Here is a 25,574-nt window from a genome sequence, read left to right as displayed (position 1 = left end):
GCATCTTCCTGTGAATTGTTCGGGCAGTCTTCAGTTACCAGCGGTATCGACAATCGATCACGGTCCCCTGCACCCACCGTCGATACCGCTATTGCCGGAGTACTCAGGCGTGATTCAGTTACCACCGCATTGATGTGTACTGACCAGTGACGGCGGCATTGATCAGTTCCGGCAGGCTGGCAAAGATCACGCCATGCCCCAGGCCGCCGAAGATCTTGACCTGCTTGAAGCTGTTGGTGGCGAGGGTGAAGTTGCTGCCCCAGTCAACACTCAGCATGTTCATGCCGGCACAGGTCTGGTGATAGATCTTGCCGCCGGCTTCCTCGATGATCTGGGCCTCGCCGTAGTGTTTTGCCATGTGATAGCTCGGGGTATCGGTCTGTACCCAGAGCATGACGTCCTTGTCGACCTTCTTGCCCTTGATCGCGCGGGCGATCTGGCGGATTTCGTCATAGGTCAGGTGCGGGCAGCCCATGTGGACGATGTCCACCTTGTCGGTCGTGGCGGTGCGCATGTCGCGATACACCTGCTCGACTTCCTTGAGGGTGATGCGGATGCGTTCCGTGCCTTCGGGCACCTCGCCACCGAAGGCGGCTTCCAGGGTCGGTGAGCCGGGGGTGATGCCGATCAGGTGCAGCATCGGATCATTCATGCCGGGCGAAGCGCAGGCGGTAAAGGCCTTGGCCGCCGACGAACTCAGGCGGTCGGGCATGTTGGTTACGGCCGGCAGGCGGTTGTTCACGCGCATGGCGATGGCTCCGCCCAGGGCCGCCCAGTCGGCGGAGTCAGCAACGATGTTCTGCTTGATTTCATCGTCAAGATCGAAGATCACCGAAGGCCGGCGATTCTCTGCCAGCAGCATGCCGTACTTGGGCAGTACCCCGGTGTAGGCGGCGTACATGCCGGTAACCGCGTTCTCGCGATTGGTGTGCACGCCCATGATGGTGTTCAGGTAGGTAGCGCAGCTCGATTCGCACGAAGCCGCGTACTCGCCGCACTTGGGACTGACGGTGTTGAACTGCGGCGTGCAGGAATGTGCCGGCACCCAGCCGGCGTCCTTCATGGCTTCGTAGCCGCGCACGGACGCTTCATGGACCACCTCCGGCAGTTTGTAAAACTTGTTGCACCAGGGCGTGCCTTCCTCGCCAAAGCGATCCAGCTGGTGCAGGAAGGGGTCGGTGGTGCAGATGATGTTCGGGTCCTCGCTGACCTTGGCACCCATCTCGAACAGTGGCTCAAGCTGCAGACCCTGGCCCCATTCGAACTGCTTGTACTCGGGCAGGCTGCGATCCAGATCCTTGACGCAACCGATGTAGTGCACAAAGGTCAGCGGGACCATTTCCTCGGCACCGACCGCGCGACCGAAATCGACCAGTTTTTCCATGGCGAACCGCTTGCCTGCACCGTGCTTGCCGTCGAGCATTTCCTGTTCGTAAGTATTCAGTTTCATCTTCGTTGCTCCTCGATTAATTGCCTGCAGCGGCTTTGCGGGTCACGGTCACGGTCGCTGGCTTGCCCACTTCCTCAGCAACGATCTCCACCCAGTCACCACTCTGGATGACCTGCATGGGATCGGCATCCAGTCCGTCGATGGCCGGAATATCGCTGGCAATCGCGCCGGCGATGTCGATGAAATGCACCTGCTGGCAAATGAGCGCCTGCGGCCCGGTGTGGTTTTCCTTGACCTTGAACAGCAAGCCGAATGACCCCGAGGTGGAACCGGTGACGGTCGGGTAAACGATGATCTTGTTGGTCACGCTCTGTCCGTTCAGCTTGTTGCCGAAGGCCCGGATGGTGCCGTCATTGAGGATGGAGCACGGCGCCCAGCTCAGATTGATCTCGCTGACCAGCGCTTCACCCGCCGCACGCCCTTTGGAGCGGGCAATGCCGTGAAATACATTCTTTTGTTCCATGTCTGTCTCCTTCAATTTGAGGTGCAGAGGACACCGTGGCTTTCCCGAAATCAGCCGATTGGCGCGACTTCTTTCTGCCTTAAATTGAATACCTACTTTTAGTGTGGCAAATGTAAAAACGAGACACCGAAGGGCAAAGACGGGACACGAAATAGCGCCCGGGCCATCCCGGGCATCAAGGTACGCAAGAGTTGAAAAATGACAGCTGGGATACGGAAGGTTGGCGCGGGCAAGACCGCGCATCTTCTGCCCAGGCTAAGCCGCAGAAGTGGCCTGTCGTTGCCACAGCAGGATCAGAAATCCCGTCAGCACCAGGGCGCCGTGCGCCCAGGCCAGGTTCAGCAGGGAGCCCCAGGCCAATGGCGCCACCACACCCGCCGTCAGGCCCATGAACAGGAACTGGATGAACATCTGGCATGACGAGGCCATCCCCGCATTGTTCGGGAAAGGCTCCATCGCCGCGCCGATCAACAGGGCGGTGGTGGCGGCCACGCCAACCATGTACAGAGCGAATGGCGTCAGCGCCCAGAGACTGGAAATGTCCCCAGCACTGACCAGCAGATTAAGGATGACGGCGACAAAACAAATACCGTAAGCCAGTTTCAGTGCGCCGTGCGCCCCCCAGCGGTGCAGGGCATGCGGCAGTAGCAGAAAGCCGGCGATCATGGGCGGCATGACGAACAGGAACAGCTGATACATCTCCGCCGGCGAGCGGCCAAGGTGCTCCAGCATGATCTTCGGGGCGGCCGCGATGTACAGAAACATGGCGCCCCAGTTCATGGCATGCGCCAGCGACATGCGCAGAAAGGTCGCGGAGCCGAGCACCGTGCGATAGGCGTCCAGCAGAGCAATGGGATGGAACTCGGTACGCCGTTGCGCTGGCAGGGTTTCCGCCAAGACCCGATAGAAAACCACCAGCAGGATGCATGAAAGCCCTGCCGCCACGGCAAACACCGCCTGCCAGCCATAGTGCGCGGCAGTCCAGGCGCCGATGATTGGCGTCAGGATGGCCACAAGGGCCTGGATCAGCGAAATCTGCCCGATGGATTTTTGCGCCTGCACGCCCGAGACGAGGTCACGCACAATGGTTCGACTGAGGATCATGCCGACCCCAGCCGCCGCCCCCTGCACGACACGCAGCAGCCAAAGCTGCTCGATGCGCTCGCTGAACAGGCAGGCAATGGAGGAGATCGTGAGCAGCAGCATCGAGGCGAGCACGAGCGGCCGCCGGCCATAGGCATCGGCCAGGGCACCGACCCACAGCGCCATCACCGCCGTGGCAATGAAATACAGGGTGACCAACTGCTGGGTATCGCGGTCATTGGCGGCGAATGCGGACTGCAGGACCGGCAGGGCCGCAATGATCATGTCGGAGAAAACCGACATGCTCGCCCCGACCAGGCCCAGCAGGAATATCAGATAGAGCGACAAGGGGCCGGGGGCGGCGCTGTTGCCTCGAACTGACCCGGTCAGCACTTGTCGGCGACCGGCTCCCGCATGGTGACGAACTCCTCGGCCGCCGTCGGGTGGATGCCGATGGTGGCGTCGAAGATCGCTTTGGTGGCGCCCGCCTTCATCGCCACCGCAAATCCCTGCACGATCTCGCCGGCGTCGGCACCGACCATGTGCAGGCCGACCACGCGATCAGTGGCCTTGTCGACGATCAGCTTCATCAAGGTGCGTTCACTGCTGCCACTGAGCGTGTGCTTGAGCGCCTTGAATTCGCTGCTGTAGACGCTGACAGCATCAAAATTCGCCCGCGCTTCCGCCTCACTGAAGCCGACCGTGCCGATGTTCGGTTGGGTGAACACGGCAGTCGGTACGAACTCGTAGCTCATCGAACGTGCAGGCTTGCCCCTGGCCGGGCCGAACAGCTGGTCGACCACCACCATGGCCTCGCCGAGTGCCACCGGCGTGAGCTGGATGCGGTCAATCACATCGCCCACGGCATAGATCGAGGGCACATTGGTGCGATAGCCGGCATCGACGATGATCGCCCCGTTTTCGTTGCGGGCAATGCCCACGCTGTCGAGCCCCAGATTGACCACCTTGGGCACCCGGCCGGTGGCATAGAGCACGGCATCCACGGTGAGCCCAGCGCCATCCTTCAGCCTCACCTGCAAGCCATCAGCGTTTCGGGCGATGGCCGCCACATCGGCATTGAGCCGCAGGTCAACCCCGGTCTTGACCATCTCGGCGGCGACAAAGTGGCGGATATCGTCGTCGAAGCCGCGCAGGATCTGCGCGCCGCGATACAGCTGGGTGACCTGACTGCCCAGGCCGGTGAAGATCGAAGCGAATTCGCTGGCGATATAGCCGCCACCGACCACCAGCAGGCGCTTGGGGAAGGGCGTCAGATCGAAAATCTCGTTCGAGGTGATGGCCAGCTCGCATCCCGGCAGGTCAGGCACGCTGGGCGTGCCACCCACGGCGACGAGGATGTGCCCTGCCGTCACCTGTTGCACGCCGGCCTCCTCCGTAGCGACTTCGATGGTGTGTGGATCAAGCAGGCGGGCGAAGCCGTTGATGACCTCTACGCCATTGCCGAGCAGGAGCTTTTCATACACGCCGTTGAGGCGCGTGATTTCGCTGCGGCGATTGCTTTTCAGGGTTTCCCAGTCAAAGCTCGGTTGAACTTTCTCCCAGCCAAAACCGACGGCCTCGGTAAAGGCATGCCCGTAATGGGCAGCATAGCTATAGAGCTTTTTCGGTATGCAGCCGACATTGACGCAGGTGCCGCCCAGGCCGCTTTTCCCCGCGGCTTCGGCAAGCGCCACACGTGCGCCACGCTGCGCTGCCATGCGCGCGGCACGCACGCCGCCGCTGCCACCGCCGATAACAAAAAGATCAAAGTCGAAGTTCGTCATGTTTATCGAGCCTTAGTGCGTAGTGTGGCCAAGCAGGCTGAACACCTGCCGGGAACAGTCAGTCGGACAGTGCCCGGGCGCAAAGCACCCGGGCCAATCTGAAATTGCCGGAAATAGGGAACCTCTGAAAAAGGTAGCGAGCGAAGGTTAGGCAAGGCGAAATCAGCCGAAAAAGTGCAGTTTACGTGCTGTAAATGAGCATTTTGAGGCTGAGTTCAACGCCGCATAACCGAGCGCAGTAGTTTTTCAGAGGTTCCATAGGGATAGTCTGCCCTGCTTGCTGGCACCGTAGCCAGTCCTGGCTACTGCGTGGCGGTCGAGAACCCTGGGGCGGCACGCGTTGTTTCGATGCTGCTGCCATGGGGGACTTGCTGAATTCCACAATTGGCTTGAACGGTCGCGGGTCATTCACAGTGCCGCAGCCGATGCCGACAGGGCAGCGCCATCGAGTGATCTGCCAAGCCGCAGTGCCCGAGCTGCCCCCACATAGCCGATGAGTGCCAGCGCCGTCAGGCCGTCGAACGTGAGCATGACCCAGCGCAGCGGTGTGGGATTGCCTGATGCGGCCAGGAAATCGGATAGCCAGCCGGCGAAAAATGACCCGATTGCCAAGGCAATGATGTTCAGACTCAGCATCTGCAGACCGATGATGGAAGAGCGCAGATGCACCGGCGACTCCTGTTGCAGCAGGCCGATGGCACTCCCGTAGATCGAGAACGGCAGCAGGAAGCTGGCAGCAAGGCCGACATACAGCAGCACCTGACCCATTTCGGCAAAGCGCGACAACGCCATCAGCGGGAGGCACAGGCACAGGGCAACGATAGGCAGGAAGGCGAGACTGGCCTTGGTGTGACGGACAATCCAGTCCGAGAGAAAGCCGCCGCAGGCGGCACCGATAATGCCCGCAACAATCTGCAGCACGCCAATCTGCCGCGCAATGCTGGCGGGATCTGCAGCCATTTCACGTACCAGCCAAAGCTGCACGAAGTAGTTTGCGGCGATGCAGAATTGCACACCAACGAAAGCAAAGATGGCATAGATCAGCACCGGCCTGTCCGCCAGTGCGCGCTTGATGCTCAGTAGTTGCGTCATCGGACTCAGCCTAGACATCTCGCTGACCCGGCTGGCGTGAGTAGCGTCACGCGCGTCATCTTTGACAAACCACAGGGCGACGGCGATTACCACACCCACCCCGCCGAGAATGAAAAAGGTTCCGCGCCAGCCCAGGCCAGCCCCCAGCGTGCCGCTGAGCAGGTAGGCCAGGCCGATGCCCAGCGGGATGCCCATGAAGAACAGGCCATTGGCAGTCGCGCGATGTTTCTCGTCAAACAGGTCGGCCAGCAGCGCCGTACCGGCCGGCACCAGCGCGGCCTCGCCGGTGGCGACCAGAAAACGCGCCAGCACCATGTGGCTGAAGTTATCGGCCAGGCCCGATGCCGCGGTACAGACACTCCAGATCAACATGCCGATGCTGATCAGGCGCGTGCGGCTGTAGCGGTCGGCCAGCGAGCCGCAGACGACTGCCATGACCCCGTAACTCAGGACCCAGATGGCACCGTTAAGCAAACCGAACTGGGTGTTGGTCAGCCCGAGGTCGCCGGTGATCTGCGGCGAAAAGCCGAGTATCAGGGCACGGTCGATGTAGCCGAGGATATTGATCAGCAGCAGCGCTGCGAGCACGGCACGCGGATATAGCTTGAGCATTGATTCTCTCCACACAGGGATGCGCGCCGAACCCGCAAGGCCCGTGCTGCAGTTCAACTGGAAAAACGCAGGAATCCGATCACCAGCCCGACCAGCAGTGCCGACTCCAGCACCATCAGCAGAATCGGCCTGAGTCCTACCCGGACCAGCTCCTGCAGCCGGGTCTTCATGCCCAGGGCGGCGATGGCGCTGACCAGGCAGACCTTTGACAGGTCGCTGCCCAGCTCGGGAAGCGCCGGCGGCAACCAACCAGAGCTGTTGACCGCAGCCAGCAGCACGAAAGCCACGGCAAAACCGGGTAACAGCGGTGTCTTCTGCGCATCGCCAGCCGTCCGGCTGGCACGGGTCAGCAAGGCCGCACAGAAGATCACCGGGACCAGCATGGCCACCCGCATCAGCTTGACCACGGTGGCGGTGTCACCGGTCTCCGGCCCCATGCTGTAGCCGGCACCGACCACCTGTGCCACATCATGGATGGTGCCGCCGAGAAAAATGCCGGCCGCCGCCGGGTCCAGACCGAGGCTGCGCGCGATGGTCGGATAGAGAATCATCGCCAGGGTCGACAGCGCGGACACGCCGATCACCGTGAACAGGGTGGCCTGTTCCTTCCGCTCATTGGCCGGCAGCGCCGCAGACAACGCCAGCGCCGCCGAGGCGCCACAGATTGCCGTCGCGCCGCCGGTGAGCATGCCGAACATCCAGGTGAAACCGAACAGGCGCGCCAGCAGCACCGAGAGCAGGATGGTCAGCACCACACTACCGACCACCATCAGCAGCGGCGACCAGCCCAGCGCGAGGATCTGTTCCAGGGTAATGCGCAGCCCCAGCAGGGCCACGCCGAAACGCAGGATATGCCGGGCAGTGAACTCGATGCCCGCCTTGGTGCGGCTGTCGGCATCGGCGAGAAAGCCCACGGCCATGCCCAAAAGCAAAGCCATAAGCATCACCGGCGCCTGGTAGTGCTCCGAGAGGAAGGTGGCAGCGGCGGCCACTATGGCACTCGCGATCACCCCTGGGCCGTACAACCGGTAGGCTTCACCCAGCCCCGAGAGCGTCATGCCTGGCATCCCCGACACTAGCGTGCGTCAGGTTGTTTGAGCGCATCCGCGATGATCCCTTGCTGCATCGAGCAAGGAATCTCGTTCAACTTGCCCAGCCAGGGCAAGGCAGAGCTGCCCCATATCTGGTGTACGGGCGTCAATTGCCTGAGCTGGTGCACGCCACCCAGACGCATGCTCAACACCGGCGCCGGGCTGTCGGGGGTGTAGCTGTAGATGCTGGTGGCGCACACCGGGCAAAACACCTGCATGCGCCGTGCGCCACTGGTGCCGATCTTGCAGTACTCGTGGATTTTGCCTTCCATCTTGAAGGTGTCGCGCTGCACCAGTGCGCCGATACGGAAAGGCGCAGACGCCTGGATCTGGCAATCCGTGCAATGGCAAATCAATACTCTGGACTCATCGACCTCGGCGGAAAAAGTGACCGCTCCGCAAAGACAGGCTCCGGTAACGTGCATGGCGATCTCCTTTACTTTTGCAGGATCTGACGGGCTTCGCCGACGAACTTTTCGGCGACCGCGCCCTCTGTTGACGTCAACCTCGGCGCAGGCACCAGCAGGCCGCGTTGCACCGCAGGACGAGCCAGAATCTGCGCTCTCCAGCGCGCCAGATGCGGGAAGTCATCCATCGCCACACCTGACCATTCATGGGTGTGCACCCAGGGGAAGGTGGCCATGTCGGCAATCGAGTAATCGCCGGCCAGATACTCGTTGTGCTGCAGATGCGTGTCGAGCACGCTGAACAGGCGCTTGACCTCGTTCTGGTAGCGATCGATGGCGGGCTGAATCTTCTCGGGGAAGTAGCGGAAGAACACATTCGCCTGCCCCATCATCGGACCGACACCGCCCATCTGGAACATCAGCCACTGCATGACAGTGGAGCGGCCGTTGACATCACCGGGCAGAAACTTGCCGAACTTTTCGGCCAGGTAGATCAGGATGGCACCGGATTCGAACACCGCGAAATCCGCGTTGTCGTGATCGACAATCGCCGGAATGCGCCCATTCGGATTGATCTTCAGGTAGGCCGGTGCCTTTTGCTCTTGCTTGCTCAATTCCAGCGCCTGCACCTCGTAGGGCACGCCCAGCTCTTCGAGCAGGATCGAAACTTTGTGGCCGTTGGGGGTGGCGGCCGTGTACAGGGTAATCATGCGATCGCTCCATCTGATTCTTCGTTGTCAATGACACAACCGGCGCGGCAGCGAATGCCAGCGCCGGTGCGCAGCTTGCTGCAATTAGAACGGCTTGTCGCCAATGATGGTGGCGCGGTTCATCTTGCGGTGGCATGGCGCGTAGTCCATCACCGCGTAGTGCTGGGTGCAGCGGTTGTCCCAGATCGCCACGGCATCCTGACTCCAGCGCCAGCGCACCTGGTACTCGGGAACAAAAGACTGGCTGCACAGATATTCCAGCAGGTTGGACATACCGGGATGGAAATCCAGACCATAACGCACATTCTTGGCGGTGTGGAAATTGGTGAAATGCGTAATGAAACCACCGGTCAACAGGCTCTTTTTGCCCGTCTCCGGATGGGTGCGCACTACCGGATGTTCAGGGTCGGGGTAGCGTGCTTTCATCGCCAGGCGCTCTTCTTCTGGCTTGGCTGCCATGAAGCTGGCTTCCATACTGTGCCGCGCTTTCAATCCTTCGATCACGTCCTTGATGTGGCCGGGCAGACGCTCGTAAGCCAGCTCCATATTGGCCCACATGGTGTCGCCGCCAAGAGGCGCGGGTTGCACGCAACGCAGCACCGAACCCATTGGCGGGCACTCGCGCCAGGTGGCATCGGTGTGCCAGGAGTTCTCATAGCGCTCGGGCGGATTGTCCGGAGTCTTCCAGATCTGCGTAATGCCCGGTACGGCGCTGGGGGCCAGCGGGTGGTCTTCCAGTTCACCAAAGTGACGGGCGAAAGCGGCATGTTCTTCATTGCTGATGTTCTGGTCACGCAGGAACAGGACCTTGTGCTTGAGCATCAACTGCCTGATCTCGCCAGCAAGGTCGGCATTCTTCGCCGCTTCGGCCAGGCTCACGCCCTTGAGTTCGGCGCCCAGGGCGCCGGTGAGTTGTTCGACTTTCATGCTTCATTCCTCGCTGGCTGCGTTGATTCGATTGCGGCAATTCGTCGCACTACGGATCGCATTCTATAGATGCCGCTCGGTTTGTGTTTCTCAAATCACGCCATTGATTTATCATTTTACGCACAGGTAGCCAGCGAACACTCCTTCCCGAGGCCGCCTCAGGAGGACTGAATATGCCGATGATGCGCGCCGGGATACTGACCAACTACACACGGGTCGCCGGTGAACTCGGGCTGAACCCGGCAGCGTTACTGCAGCAGGTAGGCTTGAACGCCAGCCAGCTGGAAGCGCCGGACCGGCTGATTTCCGGGGATGCCGTGGTGCGTCTGCTGGAACTGTCGGCCAGCAGCAGCGGCTGTCCGGCCTTCGGCCTGCGCCTGGCGCAAGTGCGTCAGCTGTCCGAGTTCGGTGTCACCGGCCTGCTGCTGACCCAGCAACGCACCATCCGCGATGCTCTGCGCATCGCCCAGCAGTACATGCACCTGCTCAATGAGGCCGCCGTGCTGCACGTGGATGAAAGTGCCGAGCGGGTGATCGTCCGTGTTGATTTGCTGACCGATATCGCCCAACCCAACGCGCAGGCGGTAGAGCTGTACCTGTTTGCCAGCGTGCAGCTGTTCCGCTCGATTGCCGGCAATCACTGGCGTCCGCAGAGCATGCACTTCCGTCGCCCGCCGCCACACTCCCAGGAAGAACACCACCGACTGTTCCAGTGCCGCTGCGAATTCGCCAGCGCGTTCAACGGCATCACCCTGGCCCCCGCCGACCTTGACCGGGTCAACCCGACCGCCGACCCGGCCATGGCCGGCTATGCACGCCACCTGATCGACCTGTTGCCGGGCAGCAACCCAGCCTCGACCCTGGCCGAACTGAAACGCCACCTGCACATTTTTCTGCCCATGGGCCGCGCCACCCTGACGCAACTGGCACTGGCGCGGCAGTGCAGCGTGCGCCAGCTGCAGCGGCAACTGGAGGATGCAGGGGAGTCGTTTTCCGGTTTGCTGTGCGGTATCCGCCGCGACCTGGTGCTGCAATACCTGGCCAACCCGCGCCTGGAAATCGGGCAGGTCGCCGGTCTGCTCGGCTTCAGCCGGCATGCTTCGTTCACCCGCTGGTTCATCCAGCAGTTCGCCTGCACGCCGCTGCACTGGCGCCGGCAAACGACGGTCTTGATTAATCGGGGCAGGCCGGTAGAGTCCGGCGATGATCAACCCCTGACTTGAAGCATTCTGTAAACCGGGAATAGCTCGACAGAGCGCAGCAACTCATCTACCAGACAGGCTCCAGGCTTATGAAAAACCCCATTCACATCGTCACCGAGGAGCCGGGCCGACTCCGGGAAAACTATGTGCTTGCCCAGCTCGCCGCGCACTGGCAGGCATGGGGGCATCCAATAAGCACGGGGCCGCTTGCCTGCCTGAGCGCCGGACTGGGCATCATGCATGTCAATCTCACCAGGGTGGATGCCCGCCAGGTCCCTGCAACACCGGATCACCATCCGCTGCTCAACCGGCAGGTTCTGGACATATCCAAAAGCAGCTTCTCCAGCCTGCGTCTCCAGCCCGATTCGGCATGGCGCGGGCCGGTGATTGTGAAATCCGACCTGAACTATTTCGGCAATCCGGAAAGAAGGCTGGAACAAACGGGGCCGATTGATAAAGCCCAGCGCTTGCTCGCCCGCAAATCCTGGCAACTGGCGCGCAGGCTGCCGGCCAATGATTACCCGGTGCTGGCGCACATTGTCGACGTGCCCGGCTGGGTCTGGCGCCGTCACGACCTGATTGTTGAACGCTTCCTTCCGGAACGGGTAGGTGACTTGTACGCCATCCGCGGCTGGCTGTTTTTTGGCACGCGCGGCTATGCCTACCGCCTTTATTCCAGAAGCCCGGTGGTCAAGGCCGGAAACATCACCCATTTCGACATCCTTAATGAAGTGCCGGAGGAGCTGCAAAGCTTTCGCCGGCAGCACGGTTTCGATTTCGGCAAGTTCGACTACGTGGAGGTGGAGGGCCGTGCGGTGCTGCTCGACCTCAACAAAACGCCGACCACTGTGGCGAAACCTGACAGTCCGCGCATGCGCGACCTGGCCGAGGGTCTGCACGACTTTCCGGGAATGGGCGAATGCTGAGTCCTTTGCTGCCGGCACTTTCGCCCGACCAGCTTTACCCGGCAAGCTCGGTCTACATGGCCCGCACCCAGCTGCAAGAAGTGCGCATGCTGGGCTACACCAACCTGCAGCTGGACACCGCCACCTCGATGCTGATGGGCTTGCTGAATGGCTATGCCAGCGTGCGCCACGAAGGTTGTGCCGGGACCGAAGTCATCGAATTGTTTGCGGCCGCCGGGATCACTGTCGACGAGCAGATGCAGATCTACAGCAACGCCGCCGAGGCCCGGCGGTGCGCGGAACAACTGGTGGCCCGGGGCCATAAACTGTTCTGGCCTTACCCGTTACCGGCTGGCTTCTATCCGGAATCTGCGCACCTGGTTTCGCCAGACCTCTACCGGTTCCTCAACGCCAAGCAGAACCTGGGAAAACTGGTGCCGCAGGAGCACCTGGCGCACCAGCAGTGTCTGAGTCATGCAGCCCTGGCGAGCTTTACCAGCCCTGGCCCGGTGTGTCTCAAGGCTGGAGGAGATGCTGCAACAGGCTGGGGTTTTGCTGTGTTCCCCTGCCCGGACCAGGCCGCCCTGGAGGCAGCGCGCAGCTGGTTTGCCGAGCGCCGCGAAAGCATTCCATGCGTGCTGGTGGAGCAATGGATCAACGTCGCCGGCAGCTGGTGCGTGGGGTTGGCCATAAGCGAAGCGGAAACGCGCTGTTTCGGCGGTGCCGAACAGGTGTTCTCGTCCGCCTGCAAGCAATCCGGCAGCATCGTTGACTCCAGCCAGCCAATCCCGGCCAAAGTCCATGCGCTGGCCGTACGGATCGGCGAACGCGTCAGGACACTTGGCTTTCGCGGCATCGCCGGGCTGGATATCGGCATCGACCGCCAGGGCAGGCCGATGCTATTCGACCCCAACTTCCGCATCGCCTCTTCCACCGCACAACTGCTTTTCCATCCGGCTGCAGCCCTGCGAAGCGGCTTGCCGATCAGTCATTCGCTACAGATAACCCCAGGCGGCAGCTTCGCCGATGTCGCGCGCAAGCTGCGCGGACCGATCGAGTCTGGCTGGTTCATCCCGACCCGCCTGTTCAATGGGGAAAAACATCCCCTGAGCAATGGCACGCACATCGTCACCGGCTTCGTGATGGCTGCCGACCGAGCCAGCGCGGCCACCAATACAGCGCGCATCAGGGCCTTGTTTTGAACCGAAGTGCTTCCGCCGGGCTGGATCCTGCCCTGGTTTTGCGAGGCACTGCAGTGCAAGACGCCCGCTCGATGCGCCGGCGCCCGACAACGGCTGGCCAAGCCGCAGGACAGCCACGCGCCGGGTTGTATCGCGCGGCAAGACGCAGCAAAAGCTCGCACTCACGGCCCGGCTACTCCAAACTGCAGCAGCGGCCCTGAATATCAGATACGGGAATAGCATTTTGGGTAGAACCAGCCGACCGCAAGACCGCGCACCTCAAGCGACTGAAAATGATCGGCGGCACAGCGCGACAGGGGCTTTCCGCTGGACACTTAGCCTGGGCAACAAGCTCAGGCACAAGGTTCCGCTGGCCACCACACTGTGCGTCGTCGCCTCGCTGGGCTCTCAAGTGGCCATGCTGGCGGCCTTCCTGCTGCCACTCAAAGTGGTGATCTTGCTGGGCTCGGAGGGTATTCCGCGCTACTACCCGAGCATTCTGGCCGGGCTGAACCGGGACACACTGATCATCGGGCTGAGCATCGCCTCGGTCGTATTCTACGGACTGAATCTGCTGGGTGAGTCGCTGGTGAAACGGGCAGCAGACCGCGGTGCGCAACAATTGCTGGCCAGCACAGGCAAACTTCTGCTTTTTGAAGACCAGGACAAAATCGCCACAATGGCCTACCAGCAATTCACCTCTGCGCTAGCCGGTGGACTGTTCGTATGCCTGGCCATGTTGCTGCTGCTCTGGCTCTACCCCGCCATCTTCCTGTTGCTGCTGGCCTATGCCGGACTGACCGGTCTGCTGCTGGGTATTGCCCTGGACCAGGTAACATTTGGCCAACCGGTCGAAAAGAAATGGCTGGCATGGCTACCCGTAGCGACCAGCGCCGGGTTCCTTCTGGCATTCGCCGGCATCGTTGCCGACTTCCTGGTGGGCAGCCCGCCACCACTGACACCGGCCATTGTGGCCTTGCTGCTGTCCCGCCAGCTGACCACCAAGGTCAAGACCTCCATCCACTCCCTGGCAAGACTGTTACACCAGCGGCCCCAGATTGATGCCCTGTTCTTTCATCGGCAGGTTCTGCTGACAGAGCCTGCCCAGGAGAAAACAATCTGGCCGTTGATGCTTGCGCAACAGCGCAACGACTGGGTCCCCAGGCTGCTCTCCACAGTGCTTGGGGCAGACTGGGCCACACCGCTGCAGATTCGCTGGTGGCCGCTGCAGGAAAACAATATTGCCGCCCTGCTGTGCGAGTACGAGGACCGTCCGGCCTTGCTGATCAAGCTCTTCGAGCGCAACCGCACCCACCAGGCGCTGCATGAGGCGACCCTGCTCAGCGATCCGCCTTCCGGGCTGCCCGCGCCAGTGCTGCTGGGCACCACCCAGCTGGCGGGATTCCATTGCCATATTCTGCGGCTCGCTGCGCAATCCCGGCCGATTGAGCAACCCACAGCCGAACACCTTCAGGCGTTACGCGCCTGCCTGCTGAAGGTGTCACCACCGCAAGCTCTGCAGGAGCGGTATTGCCGCTCCCACCCAACTCTCGGCCAGCGGCTCAGCGAAAGAATCCTCATGCGCATGGCTGTTGCCAGCGATATGTCGACGGAACTGCCGCTGCTCAAGGCCAGGCAGCAACTGGCCGCCTGGCGCGCTCGGGTGCAGAGCACAGCCCTTGGGTTCAGCGTGCCGGTTGAACCCGGAAGCCTGGTCGAAAGCGCAGATGGCGAGGTACTCCTGCTGCACTGGGGCAAGTGGGCGCTGGAACCTTGCGGCTTTGGCTGGCCGGTGGCAACGACGGACCTCCCCGCGCTACACCAGTCACTCGATGAGGCAAAAGTGCAGCGCACCGACCTGGCCACCACAAGTCCGGCCGGCCTGGCCCTGGTCGCCCTCAGCGCAGCCCTGGAGCACCTCTGGCATGCCCAGGACTTCGGTCAGGCGCTGGCGCTGCTGCCGGCCATCAATGCCGGCCTGGAGCGCCTGGAAAATGCTGGCAGCCCCTGAAACCTGCCTGCCCGCAACTAGCCCAGTTCCAGGCCCAGGGACGCCAGCGCGCGGCTGAAGCTCTCCGGCCCATACTGTGCCGCATGCTCAAAGCCCATGTTGCGTCGCGCGGGCTCCTGAGCCCTGGCCAGCAAGCCCGGTATCTCGCTTTCCGACTGAAAGATGAAGCCACCGCCGGCGGTCACGAACGCATCGAAATCCGGCCGCAGCGAAGGCGCAATAACCGTAACTCCAGCCGCCTGGGCCTCCAGCACGGACATCGGCAGCCCCCGCCCGAACTCGCCGGCACCGATCACCAGCATGGCCTTGTAGGTCTTGTATAAAGCCGGCATTTGCGTGGGCGGCAAAAACTTGCGGATATGGACGTTGTCAGGAATTCCCGGGACATCCAGCCAGAGACAACCTGGCGTCGGTACGGGAATCCAGTCAACCTGCGCGTCAATCTGATTGATGAAGTTGGAAAAAGTCACCTGGTTTTCACGGCGATTTACCAGCGAACCAAGTACCAGAACATTATCGCCATTCGGCGAGTCATTATGGAAAGTTTCAAAGTCGATCCACGGCTGCATATTGCGCAGCAGACCCTTTGGAAAGTATTCAGCGAAGGACTGCTGCAAGGCCGGGATACAAAAAACACCCTTCAGCCATTTCGACTGCGCAGTCCTCTTCAACGAACTCATCAGCACCTTATAGGAACCACTGAGTACGTCTTCGCCACTCATAAATGCCTTGATCTCTTGCTTTATACTGGCCGGCCCTTTAATCAACCGAAAAACATCCGGAGTATGCAGCTTGAGAATAAATGGAATATTCAGGGACTCAGCAATCTGCCGGGCATAGAAGTGATGCGGCAACATCCAGCAAATTATCATGTCCGGCTTGAAAAGACGCGCCTGGAGTTCTAGCTGATTTAAATTATCGAAGTAATTGAATTCAACAGCAGAGTAATATGGCGCCGTTGGCTGTTTTCTAGAGAGAACCAAAACATCGGCCCGCTCATCCAGAAAGCGGACATCATTATCAATGTATGAGTGCGAAACATTCGGATAAGAACGTGCAATCACGAGAATTCGTTTTTTCATCAAAAACACCTTATCCAAATTCATTATCAAGCAGAATTATAATTACATTTATAATATAAAGTTTAACAATCAGACCTGATTAAATTACTCAGCGCTGTGGCTTTTTCAGGCGCAGTACGAGTTGAATCATTTCGCCCAACCCAACCAGCCAAAGGCGAAACTGCAATAAACAAACCGTCAGTTTCTGCTCCCGAGAAAGCCCGGATGAACGGATCACGCGCTTCCATGCATGGAGGGGCGGAATGCCTGTACGAACCATCCATTCAAGACGCTTCAACAACGACCCTGCGCATACCTGCCCGCCCTTGATCCGTCGGGCCTTAGATGCCAGCTCAGACCAGTGCTGCCGAGCCGGATGTTCAACCAGGGCCGTCTCGTGATAAACAAGTCTGGCGCCCAGCCTGGTTGCCCGCCGACAAAACTCCGCGTCGCCTCCTGAAAATCTGCCGGCATCGAAAGGACCCGCCAACTCAATCAAGCGCTTTGGCACAAAAAGATTTGCAGTCACGCCAAAGCCGCGCTCGACATACAGCTTTTGCGGGATCCCCAAGGCAATATCATACAGTTCAGAAGACGTTGGCCGGGTCGGATTGGCGGCAATCATTCGCACGGCGCCAGCTATCAATGTATTGCCTGCAGGAAAGCACATCAGCCTTTCGATTCCAGCTTCCAGCCATACCGGGCAAGGGTGGCAATCGGCATCCGTGAAGGCAAGAAACTGCCCCCGAGCCTGACCAATGGCCGCATTGCGCGCGGCATAGGAGCCGGGAGTCTTGCAGACAAGAATGCATGCATTGCCGGGCAATGAAAGATCGGCCGGAATCCAGTCCGAACCATTATCGACCAATATGACTTCAAACTGACTTTCCGGCAGTGTTTGAGCCTCAAGGCAGGCAAGCAGCCGGGGAATGAGCGTCCAATGATTGTAGACAGGAACAATGACCGAAACCAATGGTTGCGCACAACCTGTTCGCTGATCAGGACTCATGCTCACTCTTCCATGTCTATTCGGATATATCGAAAGTTATATTCGCAAGAATAAAAAAGTGTCACTTCAGCGCCTGAAGTTTGCATGCGAGCGCCGGGAATTTTGCTCGCAGGACTGCACACAACATGTAACGAACAAACAGGTAATGGGATTTCCAGGCCCCGAATCCTTCCAGTTCGTGATAAACCCTCCAAGTATATCTGGCCGTTCCGAGCTTTTTGGCTGACAACGAATGCGGCCGGACACGATACCTTGCCAGAACTTCCTGCAGGCCATGAGCGCAATCGACTTTCTTCAGCAACTGCAGCCACAAGCCGTAATCCTGGCGCTTGCGCATGAGCGGCATATGTTGCTTGCCAAAATGTGCCGTGTCGTAGATTGCCGTCAGGCAGCCGATATAACAGGCTGTGAGCATCTGCTCATAGGTCAAGCGGCTCGGCACGTCCACCCGGCGCAGATGGTAGTTGTACTCATCCACCCGGTCATAGGCCGTAAAGCTGAATGCCGCCTGTTTATGGCGCATGAACTCGAGTTGAGTTTCCAGCTTGTGCGGCAACCACAGATCATCACTATCAAGGAAGGCGATGTAGCGGCCGCGGGCAGCATCAATACCCACATTGCGTGCGACAGCTGCCCCGGAGTTTTGCCCAAGGCGAATCAGGCGAATTCTGCAATCCCTGGCAGCGAAGGACTCGACAACCGCAGCAGAATCATCGCTGGAGCCGTCATCCACGCAGATCAACTCCCAGTCTTCGCGGGTTTGCGCTTTGACCGACTCGAGGGTTTCCCGCAGAAACCTCGAGGAATTGAACACTGGCGAGATGATGGAGACGGCTACCGGCGATTGCTGCTGCATCAACTCACTCCCATTCGATGGTCGCCGGCGGCTTGCTCGATACGTCGTAGGTAACCCGGGAAATCCCGGAAATTTCGTTGATGATGCGGTTGCTGACCTTTTCCAGCAACTCGTAGGGCAAATGTGCCCAGCGCGCGGTCATGAAGTCGATGGTTTCCACCGCGCGCAGGGCCACCACCCAGGCGTAACGGCGGCCATCACCGACCACACCAACCGATTTCACCGGCTGGAACACCACGAAGGCCTGGCTGGTCTTGTGGTACCAGTCGAAGTTGCGCAGTTCCTCGATAAAGATGTGGTCGGCCTGGCGCAGCAGGTCGGCGTATTCCTTCTTCACCTCGCCGAGGATACGCACACCCAGCCCCGGACCGGGGAACGGGTGACGGTAGACCATGTCGTACGGCAGGCCCAGCTCCAGGCCGATCTTGCGCACCTCGTCCTTGAACAGCTCGCGCAGCGGCTCGACCAGCTTGAACTGCATGTCTTCCGGCAGGCCGCCGACGTTGTGGTGGCTCTTGATCACGTGGGCCTTGCCGGTCTTGGCGCCGGCCGACTCGATCACGTCCGGATAGATGGTGCCCTGGGCGAGGAACTTGATGCCCTGCAGCTTGGTGGCTTCCTCATCGAACACCTCGATAAAGGAACGGCCGATGATCTTGCGCTTCTCTTCCGGATCACTGACACCCAGCAGCCGGCCGAGGAACTTCTCTTCGGCATTGGCACGGATCACCTTGACGCCCATGTTGTCGGCAAACATGGCCATCACCTGATCGCCCTCGTGCAGACGCAGCAGGCCGTTGTCGACAAACACGCAGGTCAGCTGCTCGCCGATGGCCTTGTGCAGCAGCGCGGCGACCACCGACGAATCCACGCCGCCGGACAGCCCCAGCAGCACTTTGGAGCTGCCGACCTGGGCACGCACGGTAGCAATGGCGTCTTCGACGATATTGGCCGGGGTCCACAGCGCTTCACAGCCACAGATATCGAGAATGAAGCGCGAGAGGATGCGCCCGCCCTGCTTGGTGTGGGTCACTTCCGGGTGGAACTGCACGCCGTAGTAGCCGCGCGTGTCGTCGGCAATCGCGGCGATCGGGCAGCTCGGGGTGCTGGCGAGGATATGGAAGCCGGCCGGCATGCGGGTGACCTTGTCTCCGTGGCTCATCCACACGTCCAGTCCGAGCACGCCATCGGCATCCACGTGGTCTTCGATGCCGTCGAGCAGACGCGACTTGCCGACCACGTCGACCCGCGCATAACCGAACTCGCGCAGGTTGGAGCCCTCGACCTTGCCGCCCAGCTGCTCGGCCATGGTCTGCATGCCGTAGCAGATGCCCAGCAGTGGCACACCCAGGTCGAATACCGCCTGCGGCGCACGCGGGCTGTCGGCCGCATGTACCGACTCCGGGCCACCGGCCAGCACCACGCCCTTGGGCGCGAAGGCCCGAATCGCGGCATCGTCCATGTCGAACGGATGGATTTCGCAGTACACGCCGATCTCGCGCACGCGGCGGGCGATCAGTTGGGTGTACTGGGAGCCGAAGTCGAGAATCAGGATGCGGTGGGCGTGAATATCGTGGTGGGCCATGGCCATCTCTCTTAGCGGAATTCACAAATGACACGGGGCTGATTGGAAACAGCCCCGTCTTAATCAAACTTCACAAAAATCGATTTGCCACGTCGCGAGCGAAGGAGAGGCAAGGCGGAAGCAGGTGACAAAGCGCAGTTGGCTGTAGCCAATGAGCATTTCGAACCTCCTTCCAACGCCGCCTATTCGAGCGCAGCAGCGGCATATCGATTTTTTAGCCGACCCGGTAGTTGGGTGCTTCCTTGGTGATCTGTACGTCGTGCACATGCGACTCGGCCATGCCGGCGCCGGTAATGCGCACGAACTGCGGCTTGCTGCGCATTTCCTCGACAGTCGCGCAACCGGTGTAGCCCATCGAGGCACGCAGGCCGCCCATCATCTGGTGCACGATGGCGGCCATGGCACCCTTGTACGGCACGCGGCCTTCGATGCCTTCCGGCACCAGCTTCTCGGCACCGGCCGAGGAGTCCTGGAAGTAGCGATCGGAAGAACCCTGGCTCTGCGCCATCGCACCCAGCGAACCCATGCCGCGGTAGGCCTTGTAGGAACGACCCTGGAACAGCTCGACTTCGCCTGGCGCCTCTTCGGTACCGGCCAGCATCGAACCGATCATCACCGCCGAAGCGCCGGCAACGATGGCCTTGGACAGGTCACCGGAGAAGCGGATGCCGCCATCGGCGATCAGCGGCACACCGGTGCCGGCCAGTGCAGCAGCGACGTTGGCCACGGCGGAGATTTGCGGTACGCCGACACCCGCGACGATGCGGGTGGTGCAGATCGAGCCCGGGCCGATACCGACCTTGACTGCATCTGCGCCGGCTTCGGCCAGCGCCCTGGCGGCTTCGCCGGTGGCGATGTTGCCGCCGATGACCTGCACCTCGGGAAAGGTCTGCTTGACCCAGCGCACGCGATCGATCACGCCCTTGGAGTGGCCGTGAGCGGTATCCACCACCACCACGTCGACGCCAGCAGCAACCAGAGCCGCCACGCGATCTTCGGTATCGGCACCGGTACCGACTGCCGCGCCAACGCGCAGGCGCCCCTGGTCATCCTTGCTGGCCAGCGGATAAGCCTTGGCCTTCTCGATGTCGTTGACGGTCATCATGCCTTTCAGGTTGAAGTCGGCATCGACGATCAGCACGCGCTCGATGCGGTGCTTGTGCAGCAGCTCGCGCACGGTGTCCTTGGCGGCGCCTTCGCGTACCGTGACCAGGCGCTCCTTCGGCGTCATCACGTCACGCACCAGCGCATCCAGGCGATTCTCGAAGCGCACGTCACGCGAGGTGACGATGCCGACCAGCTGGCCGTGGGAGAACACCGGCACGCCGGAAATATTGTGCTGGTGGGTCAGCTCCAGCAGGTCACGCACGCTGGCATCGGCCTCGATGGTGATCGGGTCCTTGACCACGCCGGCCTCGAACTTCTTGACCTTGCGCACCTCGGCAGCCTGCTGCTCGATGGTCATGTTCTTGTGGATGATGCCGATGCCGCCTTCCTGGGCCATGGCAATCGCCAGGCGGGCTTCGGTGACGGTATCCATGGCCGCGGAAACCAGCGGAATGTTCAGCTCGATCCCACGGGTCAGACGGGTTTTCAGGCTCACGTCCTTCGGCAGAACCTCGGAGTAACCGGGGATCAGAAGAACGTCGTCAAAGGTCAGGGCTTCTTGGCTGATGCGCAGCATGGCGGGGCTCCCAAGCGGGAAAAATAAGAAGCGCGGCATTATACCCACGCCAGGCACTAACCGAAAGCCATAACCTGCAGGGGCGCTGCGCTTTTGCCTGCCGATTGGCTTATCATCGCCAACATGCTCAAAGATCCCTTCCAGCGTCTCGGCCTCGACCGCGAGGTCCTCAGTGTCAGCCAGCTCAATGGCCGGGCCCGGCTGCTGCTGGAGGACGTGTTCGCCCAGGTCTGGGTCGAAGGCGAGATTTCCAACCTGGCCAAGCCCGCCTCCGGGCACATCTACTTCACCCTCAAGGACAGCCAGGCGCAGGTGCGCTGCGCACTGTTCCGGCAGAACGCCAGCCGCGTGCGCCAGGCCCTGCGCGACGGGCTGGCGGTCAAGGTGCGCGGCAAGGTCTCGCTGTTCGAGGGTCGCGGCGACTACCAGCTGATCCTCGACAGTGTCGAACCGGCCGGGGATGGCGCGCTGCGCCTGGCCTTCGAGGCGCTGAAGGAGAAACTCGGTGCCGAGGGCCTGTTCAGCAGCGAGCGCAAGATCGCCCTGCCCGCCCATCCCCGGCGCATCGGCATCATCAGCTCGCCGACCGGCGCGGTGATCCGCGACATCATCAGCGTGTTCCGCCGCCGTGCACCGCAGGTCGAGCTGACCTTGATTCCTACTGCCGTGCAGGGCCGCGAAGCCAGTGCACAGATCGTCCGCGCCCTGCAACTGGCCGACAGCCAAGGCTTCGACGCGCTGATCCTGGCCCGTGGCGGCGGCTCGCTGGAAGACCTCTGGTGCTTCAACGAGGAAGCCGTAGCCCGCGCCGTGGCCGCCTGCCAGACGCCGATCATCAGCGCCGTGGGCCACGAAACCGATGTATCGATCTGCGACTTCGTCGCCGACGTGCGCGCGCCAACACCCTCCGCCGCCGCCGAGTTGCTGGCACCGGACAACGGCGACCTGCTGCAACGCATCGACAGCCTGCGCCGCCGGCTGCAGCTGCACATGCGCAACCACCTGGCCCGTGCCCACCTGCGCCTGGACGGCAGCACCCGGCGCCTGCGCCACCCCGGCGAGCGTCTGCGCCAGCAGGCACAGCGCCTGGACGATCTGGACATGCGCCTGCGCCGCGCCCTGCAACTGCAGATGCAGGGCCAGCAGCAAAAGCTGGCGCGAGTCGATGCACATTTGGCCACGCAGCACCCCGGCAGACAACTGACGCTGCTGGAACAACGCCTGCGCAACCTGGCCGAGCGATTGCCACGGGCAATGCACAGTCAATTAGCCCTGCGGCGGCAAGCGTTTAGCGCGGCAGTGCATGGCCTGCAACTGATCAGTCCGCTGGCCACTCTGGGACGCGGCTACAGCATCCTGCTCGACCAGCGCGGTCAGGCCATTCGCAGCGCCGCCCAGACGCAACCCGGGCAGAAACTACGCGCCCGTCTGGCAGAAGGCGAGCTGCAGGTACGTGTCGAGGACAATTACCTGACACCCACAACCGGCTCGCTGCTGGACTGACCAACGACAGTTTGTACCGAGAAATATTTCATGCAATTTCAGTAAAAATTAAAGATTAAATTGCTTATAAATAGCCATTAAGCACTTTTATTCCAATTTATCCGCATTGCTTGCAATCATCCTTCACGCCCCCTAGTGTCTTGCTCATCAGCCCGCAGCCATCCGGCCGGCGCCCCCCCTTTCCAGCAGGACTGCAGCCATGAGCATGCGCAAAGACCCGTCGAACAAATACCGCGCCTTCCAACCGATTGCCATCCCCGACCGTACCTGGCCGAATCAGGTGATCCGTCAGGCACCAATCTGGCTCAGCTCCGACCTGCGCGATGGCAACCAGTCGCTGATCGAGCCGATGGATGCGGCGAAAAAGATGCGCTTCTTCAAAACGCTGGTAGCTGTCGGCCTGAAGGAAATTGAAGTGGGCTTCCCCTCTGCCTCGCAGACCGATTTCGACTTCGTGCGCGAGCTGATCGAGGGCGGGCACATTCCCGATGATGTGACCATTCAGGTGCTGACCCAGGCCCGCGAGGACCTGATCAGCCGCACCTTCGAATCGCTCAAGGGCGCCAGGCAGGCCATCGTTCACTACTACAACGCCACCGCGCCGAGCTTCCGCCGCATCGTGTTCAACCAGGACCAGGCTGGGGTGATCGAGATCGCCGTCAATGCCGCACAGATCATCCAGCGTCTGGCCGCGGCCAACCCGCAGACTGACTGGCGCTTCGAGTACTCGCCGGAAGTGTTCAGCTCCACCGAGACCGAGTTTGCCGTCGAGGTGTGCAACGCGGTGATCGGCGTGTTCCAGCCGACCCCCGCGCACAAGCTGATCCTCAACCTGCCGGCCACCATCGAGGCCGCCACACCGAATATCTACGCCGACCAGATCGAGTGGTTCTGCCGCCACATCAATCGGCGCGACAGCGTGCTGATCAGCCTGCACACCCACAACGACCGTGGCACCGGCGTGGCCGCCACCGAACTGGGCCTGATGGCCGGCGCCGACCGCGTGGAAGGCTGCCTGTTCGGCAATGGCGAGCGTACCGGCAACGTCGACCTGGTCACCGTGGCGCTGAACCTCTATACCCAGGGCGTCGACCCGCAACTGGACTTCTCCGACATCGACGCGGTGCGCAAGGTGGTCGAAGAGTGCAACCAGTTGCCAGTGCACCCGCGCCATCCCTACGTCGGCGACCTGGTGCACACCGCCTTCTCCGGCTCGCACCAGGATGCAATTCGCAAGGGCTTCGCCCAGCAGGATGCCAACGGCGTCTGGGAAGTGCCCTACCTGCCGATCGATCCGGCTGACATCGGTCGCAGCTACGAGGCGGTGATCCGCGTCAACAGCCAGTCCGGCAAGGGCGGCATCACCTTCCTGCTGGAGCAGGAGTACGGCATCAGCCTGCCGCGGCGCATGCAGATCGAGTTCAGCCAGGTGGTGCAGAAGGAAACCGACCGCCTCGGCCTGGAGATGAGCGCCGGGCAGATCTACCAACTGCTGCATAGCGAGTACCTGCAAGCCACCGCACCCTATGCGCTGAAGGGTCATCGCCTGCAGGAGGAAAACGGCACCAGTGCCGTCGATGTCGAGATCAGCAACGCGGGCGAAACGCAGCACTGGCGCGGCATTGGCAAGGGCCCGCTGGAAGCCTTGGTGGCCGGTCTGCCGCTGGGCGTGGAAATCATGGACTTCCACGAACACGCGATCAGTTCCGGCACCAACGCCAAGGCCGCCGCCTATATCGAACTGCGCGTCAACGGCGGCCGCGCCCTGTATGGCGTCGGCATCGACGAGAACCTCACCACCGCCAGCTTCCGCGCGCTGTTCAGCGCACTCAACCGCTCGCTGCGGCAAACCACGGAACAGGCGGCCTAAGCACTCGCCACATAGCGTGCCGTAGCCTGCAGCGACGCCTGCAGGTCCGGCCACTCCAGCCGATGCTTGAGCGCCAGCGTTTTGCTGGCGGCGGTGTCGAAGCGGGTGGTCTGAATGAAGTCCAGCGATTCCGGGCTGGTGTTCAGCAATGTCGGCAAACCCGGAATCTTCAGCAGCCAACGCAACACACCGATAGGCATGCAACGTGTTGGCGCACGCACCCCAAGCGACCCGGCCAGCAGCTCCAGCATGCCTGGCAGATTCGGCGTGCGCGCATCCAGCGCAAGCACCTGCTTGCCTGCCTGCTCGGGATCAAAGGCCGCGGCAACCATCAACTCGACGAGAAAATCCACCGGCACCACTGGCAGCCAGTGCTCCGGGGAGCCTGGAATGGCACTCAGCTTGCCGCTGGCCAGATTGCGGATCAGTTCGGCCAGCGGCTGTGCCGGCAGAATATGCCCGGTTTGGCTATGACCGCAGACGGTTGCCGGATGCACGATGGTCAGCTCGCCACCCAGGGCCTGCATGCACGCCAGAACCTTGAAGTGCGCCTCGAGCTTGCTGCCTTCATAGCCACCCACCCGCCGATAAACTGCTGGCCAGTCGGTGCGCGCCGGAACACTCAAATCGACCCCGACACGCTGCAGGTGCGCATGATTCTCCAGCATAAAGCCACCAAGCATGAGTAACCGGCTGCCGTGTCCGGCAGCCAGTTGCGCGACAGCGACGGCGCCATTCACCGTAACCGCCCGCGCCTCGTCGAGGCTCAGGCCCCAGGCAAAGTTCGCCCCAAGACTGAACACCACTTTCGCCTGCTGCATGCGCCGCAACGCCTCCGCGCTCAAACCCAAGTCCGGCTTGCTCAGGTCACCGGCCACCGCTGACAGCAGGCGCGCATTGCCGCCATGCCGATCAATCAGTGCCTGCAACTCGGGCAGAGTGTCAGGCTTGCGCATCAGCACCGTCACCGGATGCCCGCGGCTGGTTAGCAGGGCCACCAGGTGCTGGCCGATATAGCCCGTACCACCAGTTACAAAACAGTTTTCGCGCATGATTCAGCCTCCAGGAATAAACGACCAACACAGGCT

21 protein-coding genes are annotated in these 25,574 nt (G+C 61.4%); 6 read left to right on the top strand and 15 right to left on the bottom strand.

The annotated features are described in order from the left end of the window. Positions 1-118: 118 nt before the first annotated feature. The 9 genes from ISX93_RS13960 to ISX93_RS13920 form a co-directional block, all read right to left on the bottom strand. Positions 119-1,450 (bottom strand): aconitase X, encoded by a 1,332-nt coding sequence (locus ISX93_RS13960; protein WP_195779351.1) that lies wholly within the window; start codon positions 1,448-1,450, stop codon positions 119-121. A gap of 16 nt (positions 1,451-1,466) precedes the next feature. Beyond that, positions 1,467-1,913, bottom strand: coding sequence for an aconitase X swivel domain-containing protein (locus ISX93_RS13955; RefSeq protein ID WP_195779350.1), 447 nt, complete (start codon positions 1,911-1,913; stop codon positions 1,467-1,469). 255 nt (positions 1,914-2,168) lie between these two features. After that, entirely contained in the window at positions 2,169-3,389 is a 1,221-nt protein-coding gene (locus tag ISX93_RS13950) for an MFS transporter (protein ID WP_308705341.1), read from the bottom strand. Then, on the bottom strand, positions 3,383-4,780 hold the full coding sequence (gene gorA, locus ISX93_RS13945) for a glutathione-disulfide reductase (protein WP_195779348.1): 1,398 nt from the start codon (positions 4,778-4,780) through the stop codon (positions 3,383-3,385). Before gorA ends, ISX93_RS13950 begins: the two co-directional genes overlap by 7 nt. A 408-nt stretch (positions 4,781-5,188) precedes the next feature. After that, positions 5,189-6,484: an MFS transporter gene (locus tag ISX93_RS13940; RefSeq protein WP_195779347.1), complete on the bottom strand. Its 1,296-nt coding sequence runs from the start codon at positions 6,482-6,484 to the stop codon at positions 5,189-5,191. A gap of 53 nt (positions 6,485-6,537) precedes the next feature. Continuing rightward, entirely contained in the window at positions 6,538-7,551 is a 1,014-nt protein-coding gene (locus tag ISX93_RS13935) for a YeiH family protein (RefSeq protein ID WP_195779346.1), read from the bottom strand. 8 nt (positions 7,552-7,559) lie between these two features. Then, complete coding sequence (locus ISX93_RS13930; RefSeq protein ID WP_195779345.1) at positions 7,560-8,000, bottom strand: GFA family protein; 441 nt, start codon at positions 7,998-8,000, stop codon at positions 7,560-7,562. Between the two features lie 11 nt (positions 8,001-8,011). Then, positions 8,012-8,692 carry a glutathione S-transferase family protein gene (locus tag ISX93_RS13925; protein ID WP_195779344.1) on the bottom strand — a complete coding sequence of 227 codons (681 nt, stop codon included), beginning with the start codon at positions 8,690-8,692 and terminating at the stop codon, positions 8,012-8,014. 84 nt (positions 8,693-8,776) lie between these two features. After that, complete coding sequence (locus ISX93_RS13920; RefSeq protein WP_195779343.1) at positions 8,777-9,619, bottom strand: TauD/TfdA dioxygenase family protein; 843 nt, start codon at positions 9,617-9,619, stop codon at positions 8,777-8,779. Between the two features lie 173 nt (positions 9,620-9,792). Between ISX93_RS13920 and ISX93_RS13915 the strand changes: the two genes are divergently transcribed. From ISX93_RS13915 to ISX93_RS13900, 4 genes are all read left to right on the top strand, one after another. Continuing rightward, complete coding sequence (locus tag ISX93_RS13915; protein ID WP_195779342.1) at positions 9,793-10,842, top strand: AraC family transcriptional regulator; 1,050 nt, start codon at positions 9,793-9,795, stop codon at positions 10,840-10,842. A 68-nt stretch (positions 10,843-10,910) separates the two neighbouring features. After that, on the top strand, positions 10,911-11,747 hold the full coding sequence (locus ISX93_RS13910) for a hypothetical protein (RefSeq protein ID WP_195779341.1): 837 nt from the start codon (positions 10,911-10,913) through the stop codon (positions 11,745-11,747). Next, positions 11,741-12,928, top strand: a complete 1,188-nt coding sequence (locus ISX93_RS13905; protein WP_195779340.1) for a hypothetical protein — start codon at positions 11,741-11,743, stop codon at positions 12,926-12,928. Before ISX93_RS13910 ends, ISX93_RS13905 begins: the two co-directional genes overlap by 7 nt. Positions 12,929-13,325: 397 nt before the next feature. Then, positions 13,326-14,918, top strand: a complete 1,593-nt coding sequence (locus ISX93_RS13900; RefSeq protein WP_195779339.1) for a hypothetical protein — start codon at positions 13,326-13,328, stop codon at positions 14,916-14,918. A gap of 17 nt (positions 14,919-14,935) precedes the next feature. Here ISX93_RS13900 and ISX93_RS13895 read toward each other — a convergent pair whose 3' ends face one another. From ISX93_RS13895 to guaB, 5 genes are all read right to left on the bottom strand, one after another. Continuing rightward, a complete protein-coding gene (locus tag ISX93_RS13895; protein WP_195779338.1) occupies positions 14,936-16,000 on the bottom strand; it encodes a hypothetical protein in 1,065 nt (354 codons plus the stop codon). A gap of 88 nt (positions 16,001-16,088) precedes the next feature. After that, positions 16,089-16,988 (bottom strand): glycosyltransferase family 2 protein, encoded by a 900-nt coding sequence (locus ISX93_RS13890; RefSeq protein WP_195779337.1) that lies wholly within the window; start codon positions 16,986-16,988, stop codon positions 16,089-16,091. 61 nt (positions 16,989-17,049) lie between these two features. Beyond that, entirely contained in the window at positions 17,050-17,844 is a 795-nt protein-coding gene (locus ISX93_RS13885; protein WP_195779336.1) for a glycosyltransferase family 2 protein, read from the bottom strand. Between the two features lie 4 nt (positions 17,845-17,848). Beyond that, positions 17,849-19,429 (bottom strand): glutamine-hydrolyzing GMP synthase, encoded by a 1,581-nt coding sequence (gene guaA / locus ISX93_RS13880; protein WP_374987699.1) that lies wholly within the window; start codon positions 19,427-19,429, stop codon positions 17,849-17,851. Positions 19,430-19,643: 214 nt separating this feature from the next. Then, positions 19,644-21,113 (bottom strand): IMP dehydrogenase, encoded by a 1,470-nt coding sequence (gene guaB / locus ISX93_RS13875; protein WP_195779334.1) that lies wholly within the window; start codon positions 21,111-21,113, stop codon positions 19,644-19,646. Positions 21,114-21,236: 123 nt separating this feature from the next. On the opposite strand from guaB, the gene xseA reads away from it, so the two are divergent. Together xseA and leuA are read left to right on the top strand one after the other, a co-directional pair. After that, on the top strand, positions 21,237-22,616 hold the full coding sequence (xseA, locus tag ISX93_RS13870; protein ID WP_195779333.1) for an exodeoxyribonuclease VII large subunit: 1,380 nt from the start codon (positions 21,237-21,239) through the stop codon (positions 22,614-22,616). Positions 22,617-22,815: 199 nt separating this feature from the next. Next, complete coding sequence (gene leuA, locus ISX93_RS13865; RefSeq protein ID WP_195779332.1) at positions 22,816-24,486, top strand: 2-isopropylmalate synthase; 1,671 nt, start codon at positions 22,816-22,818, stop codon at positions 24,484-24,486. Here leuA and ISX93_RS13860 read toward each other — a convergent pair. Next, complete coding sequence (locus tag ISX93_RS13860) at positions 24,483-25,538, bottom strand: SDR family oxidoreductase (protein WP_195779331.1); 1,056 nt, start codon at positions 25,536-25,538, stop codon at positions 24,483-24,485. The two genes, leuA and ISX93_RS13860, sit on opposite strands and share 4 nt — an antisense overlap. Between the last annotated feature and the right edge of the window lie 36 nt (positions 25,539-25,574).

Origin of the sequence: Pseudomonas sp. N040 (assembly GCF_015637705.1) — a bacterium.
Lineage (GTDB): Bacteria > Pseudomonadota > Gammaproteobacteria > Pseudomonadales > Pseudomonadaceae > Aquipseudomonas.
Note: the sequence above shows the minus strand (reverse complement) of the source record. Positions and strands in the feature narration are given on the sequence as shown.

What these genes read in the sequence shown, in the direction of transcription:
- ISX93_RS13960 (WP_195779351.1), bottom strand. Translation starts at nt 1,450, where the DNA reads ATGAAACTGAATACTTACGAACAGGAAATGCTCGACGGCAAGCACGGT.
- ISX93_RS13955 (WP_195779350.1), bottom strand. Translation starts at nt 1,913, where the DNA reads ATGGAACAAAAGAATGTATTTCACGGCATTGCCCGCTCCAAAGGGCGT.
- gorA (WP_195779348.1), bottom strand. Translation starts at nt 4,780, where the DNA reads ATGACGAACTTCGACTTTGATCTTTTTGTTATCGGCGGTGGCAGCGGC.
- ISX93_RS13940 (WP_195779347.1), bottom strand. Translation starts at nt 6,484, where the DNA reads ATGCTCAAGCTATATCCGCGTGCCGTGCTCGCAGCGCTGCTGCTGATC.
- ISX93_RS13935 (WP_195779346.1), bottom strand. Translation starts at nt 7,551, where the DNA reads ATGCCAGGCATGACGCTCTCGGGGCTGGGTGAAGCCTACCGGTTGTAC.
- ISX93_RS13930 (WP_195779345.1), bottom strand. Translation starts at nt 8,000, where the DNA reads ATGCACGTTACCGGAGCCTGTCTTTGCGGAGCGGTCACTTTTTCCGCC.
- ISX93_RS13925 (WP_195779344.1), bottom strand. Translation starts at nt 8,692, where the DNA reads ATGATTACCCTGTACACGGCCGCCACCCCCAACGGCCACAAAGTTTCG.
- ISX93_RS13920 (WP_195779343.1), bottom strand. Translation starts at nt 9,619, where the DNA reads ATGAAAGTCGAACAACTCACCGGCGCCCTGGGCGCCGAACTCAAGGGC.
- ISX93_RS13915 (WP_195779342.1), top strand. Translation starts at nt 9,793, where the DNA reads ATGCCGATGATGCGCGCCGGGATACTGACCAACTACACACGGGTCGCC.
- ISX93_RS13910 (WP_195779341.1), top strand. Translation starts at nt 10,911, where the DNA reads ATGAAAAACCCCATTCACATCGTCACCGAGGAGCCGGGCCGACTCCGG.
- ISX93_RS13905 (WP_195779340.1), top strand. Translation starts at nt 11,741, where the DNA reads ATGCTGAGTCCTTTGCTGCCGGCACTTTCGCCCGACCAGCTTTACCCG.
- ISX93_RS13900 (WP_195779339.1), top strand. Translation starts at nt 13,326, where the DNA reads ATGCTGGCGGCCTTCCTGCTGCCACTCAAAGTGGTGATCTTGCTGGGC.
- ISX93_RS13895 (WP_195779338.1), bottom strand. Translation starts at nt 16,000, where the DNA reads ATGAAAAAACGAATTCTCGTGATTGCACGTTCTTATCCGAATGTTTCG.
- ISX93_RS13890 (WP_195779337.1), bottom strand. Translation starts at nt 16,988, where the DNA reads ATGAGTCCTGATCAGCGAACAGGTTGTGCGCAACCATTGGTTTCGGTC.
- ISX93_RS13885 (WP_195779336.1), bottom strand. Translation starts at nt 17,844, where the DNA reads ATGCAGCAGCAATCGCCGGTAGCCGTCTCCATCATCTCGCCAGTGTTC.
- guaA (WP_374987699.1), bottom strand. Translation starts at nt 19,429, where the DNA reads ATGGCCCACCACGATATTCACGCCCACCGCATCCTGATTCTCGACTTC.
- guaB (WP_195779334.1), bottom strand. Translation starts at nt 21,113, where the DNA reads ATGCTGCGCATCAGCCAAGAAGCCCTGACCTTTGACGACGTTCTTCTG.
- xseA (WP_195779333.1), top strand. Translation starts at nt 21,237, where the DNA reads ATGCTCAAAGATCCCTTCCAGCGTCTCGGCCTCGACCGCGAGGTCCTC.
- leuA (WP_195779332.1), top strand. Translation starts at nt 22,816, where the DNA reads ATGAGCATGCGCAAAGACCCGTCGAACAAATACCGCGCCTTCCAACCG.
- ISX93_RS13860 (WP_195779331.1), bottom strand. Translation starts at nt 25,538, where the DNA reads ATGCGCGAAAACTGTTTTGTAACTGGTGGTACGGGCTATATCGGCCAG.